At 60.7% G+C, this 13,402-nt stretch carries 17 protein-coding genes; 9 read left to right on the forward strand and 8 right to left on the reverse strand.

Translation table 11 applies throughout. From position 1 onward, the window contains the following. Positions 1-18 precede the first annotated feature (18 nt). Complete coding sequence (locus ACJ8J1_RS08205) at positions 19-1,206, forward strand: benzoate/H(+) symporter BenE family transporter (protein WP_033642942.1); 1,188 nt, start codon at positions 19-21, stop codon at positions 1,204-1,206. A gap of 100 nt (positions 1,207-1,306) precedes the next feature. Further along, the gene (locus ACJ8J1_RS08210; RefSeq protein WP_442520336.1) at positions 1,307-1,810 is read left to right on the forward strand and encodes a cupin domain-containing protein; all 504 of its coding nucleotides are present in this window, start codon (positions 1,307-1,309) and stop codon (positions 1,808-1,810) included. Here the strand turns inward: ACJ8J1_RS08210 and ACJ8J1_RS08215 are convergent. Continuing rightward, on the reverse strand, positions 1,775-2,629 hold the full coding sequence (locus ACJ8J1_RS08215) for an aminoglycoside phosphotransferase family protein (protein WP_033642940.1): 855 nt from the start codon (positions 2,627-2,629) through the stop codon (positions 1,775-1,777). The two genes, ACJ8J1_RS08210 and ACJ8J1_RS08215, sit on opposite strands and share 36 nt — an antisense overlap. A 181-nt stretch (positions 2,630-2,810) precedes the next feature. Here ACJ8J1_RS08215 and ACJ8J1_RS08220 point away from each other — a divergent pair, with 181 nt between their 5' ends. Then, the gene (locus tag ACJ8J1_RS08220) at positions 2,811-3,191 is read left to right on the forward strand and encodes a RidA family protein (protein WP_033644265.1); all 381 of its coding nucleotides are present in this window, start codon (positions 2,811-2,813) and stop codon (positions 3,189-3,191) included. Between the two features lie 252 nt (positions 3,192-3,443). Here the strand turns inward: ACJ8J1_RS08220 and ACJ8J1_RS08225 are convergent, their stop codons facing one another. After that, positions 3,444-3,824 carry a nuclear transport factor 2 family protein gene (locus ACJ8J1_RS08225; RefSeq protein ID WP_033642939.1) on the reverse strand — a complete coding sequence of 127 codons (381 nt, stop codon included), beginning with the start codon at positions 3,822-3,824 and terminating at the stop codon, positions 3,444-3,446. Positions 3,825-4,100: 276 nt separating this feature from the next. Between ACJ8J1_RS08225 and ACJ8J1_RS08230 the strand changes: the two genes are divergently transcribed. Next, on the forward strand, positions 4,101-4,370 hold the full coding sequence (locus ACJ8J1_RS08230) for a hypothetical protein (RefSeq protein WP_033642938.1): 270 nt from the start codon (positions 4,101-4,103) through the stop codon (positions 4,368-4,370). On the opposite strand, the gene ACJ8J1_RS08235 is transcribed toward ACJ8J1_RS08230, so the two are convergent. After that, the gene (locus ACJ8J1_RS08235; protein ID WP_033642937.1) at positions 4,367-4,759 is read right to left on the reverse strand and encodes a nuclear transport factor 2 family protein; all 393 of its coding nucleotides are present in this window, start codon (positions 4,757-4,759) and stop codon (positions 4,367-4,369) included. The genes ACJ8J1_RS08230 and ACJ8J1_RS08235 overlap by 4 nt on opposite strands. A gap of 200 nt (positions 4,760-4,959) precedes the next feature. Between ACJ8J1_RS08235 and ACJ8J1_RS08240 the strand changes: the two genes are divergently transcribed. The 4 genes from ACJ8J1_RS08240 to gstA all read left to right on the forward strand — a co-directional run bounded on the left by ACJ8J1_RS08240 (position 4,960) and on the right by gstA (position 7,959). Then, on the forward strand, positions 4,960-5,655 hold the full coding sequence (locus ACJ8J1_RS08240) for an HD domain-containing protein (protein ID WP_080273387.1): 696 nt from the start codon (positions 4,960-4,962) through the stop codon (positions 5,653-5,655). 95 nt (positions 5,656-5,750) lie between these two features. Then, complete coding sequence (locus ACJ8J1_RS08245; protein WP_033642935.1) at positions 5,751-6,014, forward strand: DUF3811 domain-containing protein; 264 nt, start codon at positions 5,751-5,753, stop codon at positions 6,012-6,014. A 362-nt stretch (positions 6,015-6,376) separates the two neighbouring features. Further along, complete coding sequence (gene dapA, locus ACJ8J1_RS08250; protein WP_033642934.1) at positions 6,377-7,261, forward strand: 4-hydroxy-tetrahydrodipicolinate synthase; 885 nt, start codon at positions 6,377-6,379, stop codon at positions 7,259-7,261. Between the two features lie 92 nt (positions 7,262-7,353). Beyond that, the gene (gene gstA / locus ACJ8J1_RS08255; RefSeq protein ID WP_033642933.1) at positions 7,354-7,959 is read left to right on the forward strand and encodes a glutathione transferase GstA; all 606 of its coding nucleotides are present in this window, start codon (positions 7,354-7,356) and stop codon (positions 7,957-7,959) included. Positions 7,960-7,998: 39 nt separating this feature from the next. Here gstA and pdxY read toward each other — a convergent pair whose 3' ends face one another. The 5 genes from pdxY to anmK all read right to left on the reverse strand — a co-directional run bounded on the left by pdxY (position 7,999) and on the right by anmK (position 12,573). After that, the gene (pdxY, locus tag ACJ8J1_RS08260) at positions 7,999-8,859 is read right to left on the reverse strand and encodes a pyridoxal kinase PdxY (RefSeq protein ID WP_033642932.1); all 861 of its coding nucleotides are present in this window, start codon (positions 8,857-8,859) and stop codon (positions 7,999-8,001) included. Positions 8,860-8,947: 88 nt separating this feature from the next. Continuing rightward, positions 8,948-10,222: a tyrosine--tRNA ligase gene (tyrS, locus tag ACJ8J1_RS08265; protein WP_033642931.1), complete on the reverse strand. Its 1,275-nt coding sequence runs from the start codon at positions 10,220-10,222 to the stop codon at positions 8,948-8,950. A 139-nt stretch (positions 10,223-10,361) separates the two neighbouring features. Continuing rightward, a complete protein-coding gene (pdxH, locus tag ACJ8J1_RS08270) occupies positions 10,362-11,015 on the reverse strand; it encodes a pyridoxamine 5'-phosphate oxidase (protein WP_033642930.1) in 654 nt (217 codons plus the stop codon). Positions 11,016-11,103: 88 nt separating this feature from the next. After that, entirely contained in the window at positions 11,104-11,406 is a 303-nt protein-coding gene (locus ACJ8J1_RS08275) for an MliC family protein (RefSeq protein WP_004931294.1), read from the reverse strand. Positions 11,407-11,451: 45 nt separating this feature from the next. After that, complete coding sequence (gene anmK, locus ACJ8J1_RS08280) at positions 11,452-12,573, reverse strand: anhydro-N-acetylmuramic acid kinase (RefSeq protein WP_033642929.1); 1,122 nt, start codon at positions 12,571-12,573, stop codon at positions 11,452-11,454. Between the two features lie 351 nt (positions 12,574-12,924). Here anmK and ACJ8J1_RS08285 point away from each other — a divergent pair, with 351 nt between their 5' ends. Further along, positions 12,925-13,389, forward strand: a complete 465-nt coding sequence (locus ACJ8J1_RS08285; RefSeq protein ID WP_025159710.1) for a glycine zipper 2TM domain-containing protein — start codon at positions 12,925-12,927, stop codon at positions 13,387-13,389. The last annotated feature ends 13 nt before the right edge of the window (positions 13,390-13,402 follow it).

A 13,402-nucleotide genomic window follows, 5' to 3' on the forward strand; every position in this document is an offset into this window, starting at 1 on the left:
CACCGATTGGAGCTCCTCATGCGCCCAGCCCTCTCCTTGCGCCATCTGACCCTGCCCGCCGTCATGGCCGGCTTTGTCGCCGTTCTGGTCGGCTACACCAGCTCTGCCGCCATCATTTTCCAGGCCGCCGCCGCCGCAGGCGCCACGCCGGCGCAGATCGGCGGCTGGCTGAGCACGCTTGGGATCGCGATGGGCGTCACCTCGCTGGGGCTTTCGCTGTACTATCGCACCCCGATCCTCACCGCGTGGTCGACGCCAGGAGCGGCGCTGCTGGTCACCAGCCTGCCCGGCACGCCGATCAATGAGGCGATCGGGGTGTTCATCTTCGCGTCGGGCCTGATCCTGCTCTGCGGCGTCACCGGGCTGTTCGCCCGCCTGATGGATTATATTCCGCAGGCGATTTCTGCCGCGATGTTGGCGGGGATCCTGCTGCGTTTCGGGCTGGACGCCTTCGCTTCACTGCAGCTCAATTTCCTCCTCAGCGCCGGTATGGGGCTGGCCTATCTGCTCAGCCGCCGTTACCTGCCGCGTTATGCCATCGTACTGACGCTGGCGATTGGGCTGGCGATCGCCGCGCTACAGGGCGATATCCATCTGGCGCAACAGGCGCCGGCGGTCGCCGTGCCGGAATTTATCGCGCCGCATTTCAGCTGGCCGACGCTGCTCGGCATCGGCGTGCCCTTCTTCGTGGTCACCATGGCTTCACAGAACGCCCCCGGGATCGCTACGCTGCAGGCGGCGGGCTACCGTGTCCCCACCTCACCGCTGATCGCCTGGACGGCGCTGACCGCGCTGCTGCTGGCGCCATTCGGCGGTTTCTCGGTATGCATCGCCGCCATTACCGCCGCGATTTGCATGGGGCCGGACGTGCATCCCGATCCACAGCGGCGCTATATGGGCGCGGTGGCCGCCGGCGGCTTCTATTTGTTGGCCGGGTTGTTCGGCGGCGCCATCGGCCTGCTGTTCAGCGCGTTGCCGGTCGCCTTGATCCACACCATCGCCGGGCTGGCGCTGCTCGGCACCATCGGCGGCAGCCTGCAACGCGCGCTGCATGATGAAAAACAGCGCGACGCGGCGCTGATCGCCTTCCTCATCACCGCCTCCGGCGTCACGTTGCTCGGCATCGGTTCGGCATTCTGGGGCATTGTCGGCGGCGCCATCGCGCATCTGCTGCTGTCGCTGCCGCGGCGAACCACCGTGACGTAACGGGCGGTCTACATTGACAAGCGGCGCCGTGGCGCCTTCACTTTCTCTGTCGTCTGAATGTCAATTCACATAATAAGTGACGCCGTCACCAAGGAAGCTTATGACCGAGAAAGCCGCGCTGTTGGCCCAGCGCTTGATACGCAATGTCGAACAGGTAGAGATGAAGCATGACCGGCGGCCGCCGCTGTATGACAGCGTCGGCGCTCGTCTCGGCACCGGCACCGCCGCCGACAAGCTGGACGCCTCCTTCGATTGTGTGGCGCCGGGCATGCGTTCCTGCCCCTATCATTTTCACTACGCTCAGGAGGAAATGTTCATCATTCTGGTAGGCAGCGGAACGCTGCGGGTAGCCGGAGAAATGCTGCCGATCGTCAGCGGAGATGTCATTTTCATTCCGCCTGGCCCGGAATACCCGCACCAGATCATCAACACCTCCGATGCGCCGCTTAAGTATCTGTCCGTCAGCACGCGCGAACAGCCGGAAGTGGTGATGTATCCGGACTCAGGCAAATACCAGGCGATGGCGCGCGGCAATGACGGCGAGCAGGTGCGTTATCTGCAGCGTCCTTCAGCCTCGCTCGATTACTGGCAGGATGAACCCTGAATCGCCGTCCGGCAACGTGAGATCCAGCGCGCGCGCCGCCAGTTCCGCGACGCGAAAATCGATGTCCGCCGCCTGCCCGTCTTCCATGAACCAGGCGGCGGAAAGCCCCGACCAGGCCAGGATCCATTGCAGCAGACGCCGGCGATCCAGCCCGGCCAACCGGCACACCTGTTCCACGCGGCGATGGAAAATGGCCGGATCGGTGGCGACGCCGTAGTTGGGATTGCAGAAGATGTTGGCGTAATCGAAGCCCCGTTCACCGTACAAACGCTTGGGATCGATCGCCAGCCAACCGCGTGCACCAAAGTCCAGCACATTGTCATGGTGGATATCCCCGTGCAACACGCTTTCTTCTCGCGGGCTGCTCAACAGCTCCGCCGCCGCCGTGGCGCTGAGACGCAGCATGCCGCCGTGCGCCTGGGCCGCAGGCCACAGCGAGCTGAACCACTCCTGCAACGGGATAAGCTCAGGCAACGGCGCCGCCCGCGGCGCATGCAAGGCGGCGATCGCCCGGCACAGGATCTGCGTGGCTTGTTCATCGTCGCCGTCACGCACCAGCTGCGCCAACGACCCTTCGCCCTGCGCGCGCTCCAGCAAAATGCCGTCGTCGTGCCACGCCAGCACCTGCGCGGCACCTTCTCCACGCCACCAGCACATCAGCTGACCACCGAAGCGCTCCTCCTGCTCGCGGGCGATCTTCAGCATGGCCGCCGCGCCCCGGTAACGCACCGGCATCAATAGACTGCTGTGGGTTTCGAAGGCTTTGCCGTCCTGCTCCAGCCGCCAGCGCTGCAGGTAAGGCGTAAAAAGCGGGTTCATCGTCTCTGCGTCCTTGTTGCCGATCTGCGCCGCACTGTCACATTCGCGTGAGAGACGGCGTATAACATAAAGGGGGATGATTCTCTCAGATATCATCGGCGTGCGGCGCTTTGCCGCGTTTTCTCCAGTATCCTAACCAAGTTTGTCGATTTTATTAACCGGTCTTGCGCGGGGTTTGACCATGACATCATTAAAACGCATTAATTATCCGCAATTGCCTACGCCGGGTGGCCCTTATGTGCACGCCGTGCGCCACGGCGATCGCCTGTACGTATCTGGCTTGACGGCCTTCGCCACCGACGCGCAGGGCTTGAGCGCGCCGCAGCAAACGCAGGAGATCCTTGAGCAGTTGGCGACCATCGCCGCCAGCGAAGGCGTCAATCTCAAGGCATTGATTAAAATCAGCGTGTTCCTGACCGACATCGCCGATCTGGCGAGCGTGCGCCCGGTGCTATTTGACTATTTCGACGGCGCGCTGCCGGCCTGTTCTTTGATGGCGGTCAGCGCGTTGTTCTCACCCGCAGTGTGCGTAGAGATAGAGGCGGTGATGGCGTTGCAATAAGGCGCGGCTAGAGCGCAATGCTGATTTAGTTAAGCGTTTTTCTGCAGGCGTTCGTGACATTTTCGGTCGATAAAAGTGAGATGCCCCATGTGGCGCATCTCGACCGAGCCAGGGGCCGCGCCTTCGGCCCCTCCAATTGCCGTTCATATTGGCCACAAATAAATGCGGAACATTGACGGCAATTCCCCTGCACAGAACGCCCAGAGGCTGGATAAAAAAATGCCACTCAGGCTTAAGTGAGCGGCATTGCGGCTAGAGCGCGCCTTCGTCCGGCACGCAGGGGCCGATCTTGAACCAGGCTTTGGCGATCCGCCCCTGTTCCACTTCGTAAATGGCGATGACATCCATTTTGCCGCGCCCCTGCGGGAAGTTGCGCGTCACCACCTCCTGATCGACCACCATATTCCCCACCGCCATGCGTTTTATCCGTTCGCCGTACAGGCTCGGCTCGCGAAAGCGCGCCAGATGCCGTTCGCGGATCGCCGCCTTGCCGCTGGCCAGCAGCGTGTCGGGGTGTTCGTAATACTGCGCGTCATCCGCCCAGCAGGCCATAAAGGCCTCAATATCGCGGGCGTTATAGGCGTCAAGCTGTTGTTGAACCACATCCTGCGGGCGTGCCGTCTTATCGTTCATCATGTTCTCCTGCCGAAGTTAACCGCCGCATGCGTCGAACCCATCACGTTAACCGCCCAGTGCTACGGCTTGATGATACAGCGATGATTGAATAAAAACCCATAAATAGCGAATAAATAACCTATCACACCCGATAAACAATACCAGCGTCTGCGCATAAATTTTCAGCGTGCCCCGGGGAACGCTGAAAACCGCCTGACGGCGTGCGTTAATCTTTGCGGCAGTTGGCAGGATTCTGCTAATTTAGCGTGAACAGCCTGATGATAACGAAACGCTATGCAGCAAAAACCGGTGTTGGACGAAGCCAGACAGTTAAAACGACTCAACGCCGCCACGCGGCGCCAATCCCATATGTACAAATGGATCGCGCTGATTGCTGCGCTGGATGCGCTGTTGGTGTTTTGGTATGACCGGGATATGCGCAACGTCACCTTCTCGGGAGCGGTTGCGCTTGTGTGCGGCTATTTGTGGATCCGCGATCGCAACAAGGCTCGGGGTTACCGGCGCGAGTTTGACCGCAAATTCGGCAAGCACAGCGGCGATTAAGGCTGCATCGCTTCCAGCACTTTAGCGCTGTCGACAATCTGCACGAACTTCACGATCTTGCCGGCGCGCACCGTATAAATATGCGCAAAGGAGGCGCTGAAGGCTTTGCCGGTGGCCCGGTAAGTGCCGTGATAAAAACCCTGAGCAATCACGTTGTCGCCGGCGTCGTAAAAGTGATCGACATCGGCGCGGTAACCTTGCCATTCGCTGCCCAAACGCTGATGCACGTTCTTGATGATATTCTCCGGGCCGATATAAGTACCGGCGTAAGGGAAACCGGCGGCTTCGGTCCACTCGGCATCGGGGGCCAGCGCCGCCAGCAGATTACGGCCGTTTTCTTCGGAACTGCCTTCGTAAGTCGCGCGCACTATCTCAAGAGGGGTTGGCATGTCTCTTCTCCCATGGCTGATAAGGATATTCCGACCATCTCCGCGGACACAGGCTCTCACCAGGCGGAGACGGCGGAATGCGGCTATTCTAGGTTGCTTGTTTCGCTGCAAAAACCGCAGTTATGACAATAGTAGGTTGCACTTTAGTAAACAATAGTCGTCTTCTGTCATTCTCTCGACCTCCGACGCGGCTATGCTGATTGCCCGATTTCCCCCAACAGGAGCTGAACGTGTCTTTACCCCCGCTGACGCAAGAGCTGTTACAGCCGTTTTCCCCCTACCAGACGCTGGCGCAAACGCTGCTGCCGCTCACCCTCGAATCGGACGATGGCTCGCACGATGTGGCGCACCTGCACCGAGTCTGGAAGAACTGCCGCCGCATCAGCAAGCTGGAAGGCGGCGACCGGCGCATTCTCTGCGCGGCGGTGCTGCTGCATGACGCCGTGGCGGTTGAAAAGAATTCGCCGCAGCGTCACCTGGCTTCGCGCATGGCGGCGCAGCAAGCCACGCTGACGCTGACCCAGCTCGAATGGTCGCCGGCGGACATCGCGGCGGTGGCCCACGCTATCGAAGCACACAGTTTTTCCGCCGGCATCCCTCCGCAAACGCTGGAAGCGAAGATCCTGCAGGACGCCGATCGTCTCGACGCCATTGGCCTGATTGGCGTAGCCCGCTGCTTCTATATCGGCGGCCGCATGCGCAGCGCGCTGTATGACGCTGCGGATCCGCGGGCCGAGCATCGTCAATACGACGACAAGCGTTTCAGCCTGGATCACTTCGAAACCAAGCTCTTCAAGCTGCAAGACGGCTTCCAGACCGCCGCCGGGCGACAGATGGCCGAGCAGCGCACCGAACGGATGCGGCGCTTTGTCGACGCTCTGCTGGAAGAGGTGTAACCTGGGCTTACAGGGCATTTTCGTTATGCCCATAACATTTTCGGTCACATAACGCCGTTAAACTGAAAGCCAACTTCACCGAACGGGCGGCAAAGATGAAAAAGTTGACGTTGAAAGAGATGACGGAAAGCGAGCAACGGGAAGTCAAAACCGAGCTGGACAAAGCGCGTAAAAGCCACGGCCGGCCGCTGACCAACGCCGAACAGCACAAGGTCAAAGATGAAGTGGTGGCGCGCATCATGGCCGCCAGAGCGAAGCTCGCCAAGGCAGAGCGCGCGGAACGCAAGGCCAACCGCTACCGGCCAAGCGGCGACACCTTCAGTTGGTCCGCCACCATCGGTACCCGCCCGCCGCGCTGAATCAGCCAAACAATCCCCGCCGCCGCGGGGATTGTCGTTTATTAGCCAAACTCATCTGCCCTCACCCATCATGAATAACAATGTTATCAATCTGTTGTAAATTGACAGCCTGATGAAGAATATTCATTATCACCCCCACATCCTCTTTTCACGAGACTGCCATGGCCTATCCGCGCAACGTTAATACACCGATTCTCCCGGCGTTGCCCGTTGGCGGTTTGGCGGCGGTTACATCGAAGAAACAGACGCTCATTTGACCGGGGCGAGCTGTCCCGTCAGATGAGCTGACTGGATGGTCTGCAATGCCCCGCCTTCAATTTTCTCATCTGGCTTCTCTGTCGGTCACACAGAAGGAATATTTTATGGCCTCATTTTCGGGTATTTGGGTAGCGATGGTTACCCCTTTCAATCAAGATGCCGTCGATCTGCCGGCGGTTAAACGCCTGGCGCGGCACCTGCTCGACGCCGGCATCGACGGCCTGGTGGTCTGCGGCTCTACCGGTGAAGCCGCCGCGCTGAGCAAGGAAGAACAGCTGGCGGTGCTCGACGCCGTGCTGGAGGTGGCGCCCGCCCATCAGGTGGTGATGGGCCTTTCCGGCAATAACATGGCCGCCACGCTGCAGATACAGCAGGCCATTCAACTGCGCGACATCGCCGGCGTGCTGATCCCGGCGCCTTACTACATCCGCCCTTCGCAATGCGGCCTGATAGACTATTTCACCCAGTTGGCCGACGCCTCCACCGTGCCGGTGATCCTGTACAACATTCCGCAGCGCACCGGCATCGCCATGGAGCTGGCCACGCTGCGCCGGCTCGCACGTCACCCCCGCATCACCGCCATCAAGGATTGCGGCGGCAACCCTGACGCCACCATGGCGCTAATCGCCGACGGCGAAATCGATGTGATGACCGGGGAAGACAATCTGATCCTCACCACGCTGTGCCTCGGCGGCACCGGCGCCATCTCCGCCGCCGCGCATGTTCACCCTGAACGTTTCGTCCAGCTGGTGCAGCAAGTCGCCGCCGGCGATCTGGCCGCGGCGCGCAGCAACTTCTATGAGCTGTTGCCGATGATCCACCAGATGTTCAGCTTCCCGAATCCGGCGCCGGTCAAGACCGTGCTGGCCCAACAGGGGCTGATCGCCAACGAACTGCGCTCGCCGATGCAGGTGGCGCCGCAGGCGCTGCAGCAGCAGATCGCCGCGACGCTGGCGCAGCTGCAGCCCGCCGAGGCGATAGTCGGTTAAATTTGTTAGCTAAGCCGCTGTAATTTTGGCGCTGTGGGACTACGATGAGAGGTTAAGCATGCCCGTCATTCGTCATCAACAAGGAGCTTCCGATGAAACTGTTCTATAAAGCCGGCGCCTGTTCGCTGTCCCCGCATATCGTGCTGCGTGAGGCAGGGCTGGATTTTACGGCGGAGAAGGTCGATCTGGCGCAGAAGAAAACCGAGAGCGGCGCCGATTACCTCGCCATCAACCCCAAGGGACAGGTACCGGCGCTGCTGCTGGATGACGGCAGCCTGCTGACCGAAGGCGTGGCGATCGTGCAATACCTGGCGGACCGCGTGCCGGACCGTAACCTGATCCCGGCGGCGGGCACCCTGTCGCGCTACCACGCGATCGAATGGCTGAACTACATCGCCACCGAGCTGCACAAAGGGTTCAGCCCGCTGTTCAACCCGAAGACGCCCGAGGAATATAAAGCCATCGCGCGCGCCAGGCTGGAGCAGCAGTTCAGCTATCTGGATTCGGTACTGGCGAAGCAGCACTTCCTGTTGGGAAGCCGTTTCAGCGTGGCCGACGCCTACCTGTTCACCGTGCTGCGCTGGGCATTCGCCCTGCAGTTCGATGTGCGCAAGCACGCCCATCTGGCGGCCTGGTTCGATCGCGTTGCGGCGCGCCCGGCGGTAGATGCGGCGCTGAACGCCGAAGGATTGAAGTAAGGTTCAGCCCCGGCGGCTCTCGCCGGGGCCCGATGCCGCTTACAGTTTTACCGCTCTGAACTCGCTGCGCGGCTGCACGATCCGATCCTGCGCCGCCACCACCTGCAATTCATACTCGCCCATCGCCTGCGTGGTCAGCATCACCTCATACACGGCGGCGGTCACGTGCTCCAGCGCTTTATCCAGCGCCTCGCCCTTCAGCAGATCCACCAGCAGCAGACCACTGGTCAAATCGCCGACGCCGACCGGCTGACGCGCCCCGAAGTCCACCAGCGGCCGGCTAATGTGCCAGGCTTCGTCCGCCGTCACCAGCAGCATTTCGAAACAGTCGGTGTGATAGCCGGCACGGGCCAGGTGCTTGACCAGCACCAATCGCGGCCCCTTGGCGATCAGCGATCGAGCGGCCTGCACCGCGTCGTCCACGTTGGCGACGGCCATCTGGCTCAGCATTTCCAGCTCCAGCAGGTTCGGCGCCACCATGTCGCTGCACGGCAACGCCTGACGGCAGTGAAACTCGGCCACCCCCGGCGCCACGATGCAGCCCTTTTCAGGATGTCCCATCACCGGATCGCAGAAATACCAGGCGTTCGGATTCGCCTGCTTAACCTGACGCACGATCGCCAGAATATGGTCACCCTGCTCCGGCGAACCGATATAACCGCTCAGCACCGCATCACAGCGTTTCAGCTGATCGATATTGGCGATGCCCTGCGCGATCTCGCTCAGGTGGCTGGCCGGCATGACGCAGCCGGTCCACTGACCGTATTGCGTATGGTTGGAGAACTGCACCGTGTTCAGCGGCCAGACGTTGACGCCCATGCGGCGCATCGGAAACTCCGCCGCACTGTTGCCGGCGTGACCAAACACCACGTGCGACTGGATAGAAAGAATGTTTTTCATCGACAGAACTCGTTGGGAATGCGGCAGCCAGCCTGGCGGCTGCCCAAAAAGAAAGGGGCCGCCTGGGCCCCTTACCATCATTATACGCTTACTGCCAGTCCACCAGGCAGTAGTGTTTCTTGCCGCGGCGCAGCAGCGTGTAGCGGCCAAACAGACGGTCCGCATCGCTGAAGCGGTATTCGGCATCCGACTGTTTCTCGCCGTTGATGGTCACCGCGTTGGAACCGATCATGGTGCGCGCCTGGCCACGTGACGGCACCAGTTCAGCATTCACCAGCGCCTGCTGCAGATCGGCGTCGCGCTCAAGTTTGATGGTCGGCATGCCGTCCTGCGCCAGCTGGGCGAAGTCCGCTTCGGTCATGTCATGCAGCGCGCCGGAGAACAGGCTCTGGGTGATGCGCTTGGCAGCCGCCAGGCCTTCCGCACCGTGCACCATGCCGGTCACTTCTTCCGCCAGCACGTACTGGGCGCGCGGCGCCTTGCCGCTGTTCTTGTCTTCTTCTTCCAGCGCGTTGATCTCTTCCAGGCTCATGAAGGTGAAGAACTTCAGGAAGCGGTAAACGTCGGCGTCGGCGGTGTTGATCCAGAACTGGTAGAACTTGTACGGGCTGGTTTTTTCCGGCGCCAGCCAGACCGCGCCGCCTTCGGTTTTACCGAACTTGGTGCCGTCTGCCTTGGTGATCAATGGCACGGTCAGGCCGAACACCTGCTTCTGATGCTGACGACGCGTCAGATCGATACCCGAGGTGATGTTGCCCCACTGATCGGAACCGCCGATCTGCAGTTCCACCTGGTGGCGGTTGTACAGCTCGGAGAAATCGAAGCCCTGCAGCAGGTTGTAGGAGAACTCGGTGAAGGAGATGCCGGAGTCGTCGCGATTCAGGCGCTGCTTGACCGCTTCCTTGTTGATCATCTGGTTGACGGAGAAGTGCTTGCCGATATCACGCAGGAAGGTCAGCACGTTCATGCCGCCGAACCAGTCGTAGTTGTTGGCCGCGATAGCGCTGTTGCTGCCGCAGTCGAAATCGAGGAACGGGGAAACCTGTTTGCGGATCTTCTCCACCCACTCGTTCACCGTATCGGTGGTGTTCAGCTTGCGCTCCGCCGCTTTGAAGCTCGGATCGCCGATGAGGCCAGTGGCGCCGCCCACCAGCGCTACCGGTTTGTGGCCGGCCAGCTGGAAGCGCTTCAGGCACAACAGAGGAACCAGATGGCCCAAATGCAAGCTGTCAGCGGTCGGATCGAAACCGCAATACAGTGCAATTGGCCCTTGCGCCAGTCGCTCCGCTAACGCTTCCTCATCCGTAACCTGGGCAACGAGGCCCCGCTCTTGCAGTTGTTTAATCAAGTTGCTGCTTGCCATCAATGACTCCATGTATAAACGAATGCACCTTTGCCGGTACACGGCCTTTCGCCCAGTGGCGAAATAAAAATTCAGGGTAGCGCATAGAATAAAGCGCCGGCGGCGTCAGCACCAGCGCTTAGAGGGGGATTTTACGTCTTCAAGGTGCCAGTCGGTCAATTTTCCAGTCATTCCCGTCCCGCTGATACAGGAAACGGTCATGCAGGCGGTGGGCGCCGCCCTGCCAGAACTCGACGGAGTCGAATTTCACGCGGAATCCGCCCCAGAAACTCGGCAACGGCACCTCGCCCTGCTGGAACTTCTGCTTCAGCTCGAGGAATTTGCTTTCCAGCACGCCGCGCGCGGAAATGCGTGACGACTGCTGCGACACCCAGGCGCCAATTTGGCTGTCCTTCGGCCGGCTATGGAAATACTTCAGCACTTCGAGGGTCGACAGGCGCTCCGCCTGACCGAGGAAAATCACCTGACGATCGAGCATGTGCCAGGGGAACAGCAGGCTGATATGCGGGTTTTGCGCCAACTGCTGCGCCTTGCGGCTGCCGAGGTTGGTGTAAAACACCAACCCCTGCTCATCGAAATGCTTGAGCAGCACGATGCGCTGATACGGCTGGCCGCGTTCGTCGACGGTAGCGACGCACATGGCGGTCGGATCGGCCAGGCGCGCGTCGCAGGCCTGTTTCAGCCAACGCTCGAACAGCTCGAGCGGATTGGCGGTCAGATCGTTGCGGCGCAGGCCGCCTCGGGTATATTCACGGCGCAGGTCCGCAACATCAAACTCATTCTTTTCAATCATCTGGGTTATCGACCAACTGAAAAATCCGTCGTTACATTCTGCGCCTGCGGCGCCAGGAACTCAATCGCTCCGACGCCACCGCTGACCGTCACTCCGTCAACACGCAGTCGCTCATGACTACCTTGCCGTTGCGCTCAAGATAGGCATTGCGGTCTTTCGACCAGAAAGTGTATTTGCCGTCGCTGTATTTAGCGCCGGTCAACGCCAGCACCTGCTTGAGATGCAGCTGTTCGCCATCCATCAGCAGGCTGACTTCGCTCGCCTTGCCGTCGAGCGCCACCGTCAACGGCGTGGTGCCGCACTGGTAGTGCATCGTCTGGCTGCTCTGCGGCAGGATGTAGCTGCAGCCGGACAGCGCCAGCGCGCCGGCGACGAAAATGACTTTTTTCATGCTGTTGCTCCTTAGAAAAATCCTTCACAGGCTATCCTAACAGAGCTAACGGCCCCCCAATGGCAAAACCGGATAAATCCCACCCAACACCGTTTCACGGCTGGCGCCGGTGACCGAAGGCAAATTGCCGGCCTGGCCGGACAGCGTGCGAAACGCCAGCCAGGCAAAGGCCAAGGCCTCCATATCGTCGCCGCTGACGCCGAAATCGTCGGTCAGCCCAACTTCCGTCCCCGGCAGCAGCGCAGACAGACGCGCCATCAGCAGCGTGTTGCGCGCCCCGCCGCCGCACACCAGCAAACGCTCGCACCCGCCGGCCAGCAACACCTGTTCGCTGATGCTGACGGCGGTCAGCTCCGTGAGCGTGGCCTGCACGTCGACCGGCGCAATCGCCGGTAATCCGGCCAGCTGCCGCTCCAGCCAGGCGATATTGAAATACTCGCGGCCGGTGCTTTTCGGCGCAGGCAGCGCGAAGTAAGGGTCCGCCAGCATCTGCTGCAACAGCGGCAAACAGACGCGCCCCTGCATGGCCCAGCCGCCGTCCTGATCGTAAGGTTGCGCGCGGTGGCGCCAGATCCAGGCGTCCATCAGCATGTTGCCCGGCCCAGTGTCGAAACCGCGCACCGCCGCACCGGGCAACAGCAGAGAGAGGTTGGCGATGCCGCCGATGTTCAGCACCATACGCCGCTCGACGGGATGCCCCAGCAGCGCCTGATGAAACGCCGGCACCAGCGGCGCGCCCTGCCCGCCGTAAGCCATGTCGCGCCGGCGGAAATCGCCGACGGTGGTGATATTGGTCAGTGCGGCGATGCGGTTGTTGTCGCCGAGCTGCATGGAGAAACGCGCGTCGCCTTCCGGTTCGTGCCATACCGTCTGGCCGTGGCAGCCGATGGCGGTGATATGATCCGCGTCGATACCGGTTTGCTTCAGCAGGCCGAGCACCGCCTCGCCAAACAGCGTGCCCAGCTGTGCGTCCAACCGGCCGACCGCGGCCAGCGTGGTTTGCTGCCCCTGGCACATCCCCAGGATCTCTTTTTTCAGCGCGATCGGCATCGGATGGCTATAGCTGGCCTGCTGCGCCACCATGCGATCGTCAATCGCGGCCAATACCACATCGATTCCGTCCAGACTAGTGCCGGACATGACGCCTATATAGCGGCCTGACTTCATAGCAACATCCTCTAACCCGCACGGTAAGCAAATTTTATCCTGACAAATAAACCAGAATTGACGAATTAACGCCATGAATTATGATGCTTTTTTTACGCGCCGTGAGCCAGGTGCGTCGCTGTGGCACATTTTATGTGTTAAACCGTGCGTTAACCGGCAACGGAATGTCGGTGAGGCTGTCATAAAGGTAAACCGCGGTTTATTATTGGTTGAACAGAGAAAAGTTAAGCTGCGTGCAGCGATGAGGCATGGCGCTGTATCAACTTTCAGCCATACTTTGTCTATCATTTTCACTGAATCTTGCCTGGTGAGCATTGCCAGGTTATGGACTACTACCATCAGGAGTTTTATATGATCAAGCGTCTTCTCGTCGTTGCCGTCGCCGCCGTTACGTTGGCTGGGTGTGCCAATGAATCCATGTCCGGCGATGTCTACTCGTCCTCGCAGGCCAAGCAGGTGCAGAACGTCACTTACGGGACGCTGGTTTCCGTGCGTCCGGTTAAAATTCAGGGCGGCGAAGGCTCCAACGCCTTGGGGATGATCGGCGGCGCGGTAATTGGTGGGCTGTTGGGCAACACCGTTGGCGGCGGCACCGGCCGTACGCTGGCTACCGCGGCGGGCGCTATCGCCGGCGGCGCGGCGGGCAACAGCATCGGTGAAGTGGCCGGTCGTACCTCAGGCTACGAGCTGGAAATCAAAACCGACCAGAAAGAGAACATCGTCGTGGTGCAGAAAGCAGGCGACACCAAGTTCAGCCCGGGTCAGCGCGTGCGCATGGCGCGCATGGGCGACACCATCACCGTCTCTCCGCTGTAAGTCAGCAGGCGGC

Source organism: Serratia sp. CY37869 (assembly GCF_052168895.1).
Classification (GTDB): Bacteria; Pseudomonadota; Gammaproteobacteria; order Enterobacterales; family Enterobacteriaceae; genus Serratia; species Serratia ureilytica.